This is a genomic window from Mesorhizobium sp. M1E.F.Ca.ET.041.01.1.1 (assembly GCF_003997355.1).
Lineage (GTDB): Bacteria > Pseudomonadota > Alphaproteobacteria > Rhizobiales > Rhizobiaceae > Mesorhizobium.
In genome coordinates this window covers 1-2145 of sequence record NZ_RZSL01000817.1, presented here as the reverse complement: position 1 = coordinate 2145, position 2145 = coordinate 1, and the positions used below count along the sequence as shown (strand labels likewise).

Genomic DNA, 2145 nt, shown 5'->3' with positions numbered 1-2145 from the left:
CACAAAAGTACATGGCGGTTTTGGGCGACATGAACGAAACAAAGACCTGAAGCGCATCGCCTGAATCCGTTTCAGCTCGACGCGCTTTAGTTTTTGATTTCAAGATCCTGACCCGATTTTCGGAATCAGCGCGGCAAGACGAGGCCCGTCCGGATCCGGACGGGCCTTTTCATTGAAAATTCAAGAAGAATTGTCCTGCTTGTGCCGTCACGCTCATTGAATCGCCGCATTGCGGCACCCAGATTCTAGCCAGGGCGTTCCCTGCCCTGTCCCGACTCCAGCGGGACACATGAGCCCCGCCGGCCCCCCCTCTCCGGCGGGGCTTTTTGACTTTGCGCGGGCCAAGGGCAAGAAGGCCGAGGTGGAGCGAGACGGCTGCAACCCGTCAGTAGATTCTTTTGACGTTCGTCCGCGAGTTCGCGAACACCTCGTCCGGCACGAAGAAGTCGCCGGCCAGCGGCCCCTTTGCGCCCGGCGCATAGATGGAAAAATCCGTGACGCCCTCGGCGCGAAGCACCTCCTCGTCGATATAGAAATTGCCCGTCGCCTCGCGCGACGGGCGCAGGAAGATCGCATGCGCCGCATCGGCCATGATGTCGGGCGAGCGGCTCATCGCGGCCACCGTCGCGCCACCGAGCAGATTGCGCACCGCAGCCGTGTCGATGGTCGAGATCGGCCAGAGCGAATTGACGGCGATGCCGGCGCCGGCGAACTCGGCGCTCATGCCCAGCGTGCACATCGACATGCCGAACTTGGCCATGGTGTAGGCGACATGGTTCTTGAACCACTTGGCGTTCATGTCGAGCGGCGGCGCCAGATTCAGGATGTGAGGGTTCTTTGCCAACTTCAGGTGCGGAATGCACATTTTGGAGACCAGGAAGGTGCCGCGCGTATTGATCTGGTGCATCAGGTCGTAGCGCTTCATGTCGGTTTCCAGCGTGCCGGTGAGCTGGATGGCGCTGGCATTGTTGACGCAGATGTCGATGCCGCCGAACCGCTCGACCGTCTTTGCCACCGCATCGGCGACCTGAGCCTCGTCGCGGATGTCGCAGAGCATCGGCAGCGCCTTGCCGCCGGCCTGCTCGATTTCTTCAGCGGCGGTGTAGATCGTGCCCGGCAGCTTCGGATGCGGCTCGGCGGTCTTGGCCGCGATCGTCACATTGGCGCCGTCGCGCGCCGCGCGCAGCGCGATCGCGAGACCAATGCCGCGCGACCCGCCCGAGATGAACAGCGTCTTTCCCTTGAGCGAAATCCTTAGCCTCCCTCAGCAACAGGGGGGCAACTTGCGCGGTGGACTAGCCTGACGCAAGGCCCAAGAGGCCAGTTCGAGATTACGCAACGTCGCGCCCAGGGAGGTCTAGACCAGAACCAATCCCTGCCGCATGGCGATCGCGATCGCATCGGTGCGGTTGGCGGCGCCGAGCTTGATCAGGATCGCGGCGACGTGGAACTTCGCGGTGTGCACCGAAATGTTGAGCCGCCTGGCGATCACCTTGTTGGGCGCGCCTTCCGCCAGCAGCGCCAGCACCTCCGCCTCGCGCGGCGACAACGCCGCGCGGGTCTGGTTGTCGTCGGGCGCTTCCTCTTCCGACAGCTCACCGTGGAAATCGCCTCGCGCGGCAATTTCCGCAGACCCGCCCCGGGTAACGTGATAACCGGACGCCGCCAACCGCGCCGCGGCGGCGACCAGCAGGCCATCCGCGAAGGGCGGCAACACGGCGAGCACGTTGCCGGGCAGCTGTTCGCGGCGGATGCGCCGGGAAAGCAGAACGGCAGGCGTATTCGAAGCAATGGCCCGGTTTTCCAAAGCCGCCTCATCGATCACGGCGACGTCCGCTGTCTGGCCGGCGCCGCTTTCGCCAAACGCCGGCAGCAGGTCGTCGCTGGCGCCAAGCGCATCGGCCAGTTGCTCGGCGCGCTCAGCATCGCCGAGCGCGATCAGCACCGTCAGCCGGTGGGTTGCCGGCTCCGGTCTCGCAATCGTTTGTGTCGCGCTGCCTGGCATCGCCCCTCTCAGCTCAGCGGCTTCTCGCCGATGGTTATCGAAACGTCGCGCTCAGCGCCGCCGCTCATGATACCGAGCGTCACGGTTGCGCCGGCACTGTCAGGCCCGAGCTTGCGGATCAATTCGCGCGGTCCACGCAC

Annotated in this window: 2 protein-coding genes and 1 pseudogene; all 3 read right to left on the bottom strand. The window is 64.4% G+C overall.

Annotated elements, in window-relative coordinates; translation table 11 throughout:
• Positions 1 to 385 precede the first annotated feature (385 nt).
• Positions 386 to 1252 (bottom strand): NAD(P)-dependent oxidoreductase, encoded by an 867-nt coding sequence (locus tag EOA38_RS34565; protein WP_127301328.1) that lies wholly within the window; start codon positions 1250 to 1252, stop codon positions 386 to 388.
• Positions 1253 to 1357: 105 nt separating this feature from the next.
• Complete coding sequence (locus tag EOA38_RS34560) at positions 1358 to 2005, bottom strand: LuxR C-terminal-related transcriptional regulator (protein ID WP_127301327.1); 648 nt, start codon at positions 2003 to 2005, stop codon at positions 1358 to 1360.
• Between the two features lie 8 nt (positions 2006 to 2013).
• Positions 2014 to 2145: pseudogene (locus tag EOA38_RS40740) on the bottom strand (serine protease); the annotation flags it as partial.

What these genes read in the sequence shown, in the direction of transcription:
- EOA38_RS34560 (WP_127301327.1), bottom strand. Translation starts at nt 2,005, where the DNA reads ATGCCAGGCAGCGCGACACAAACGATTGCGAGACCGGAGCCGGCAACC.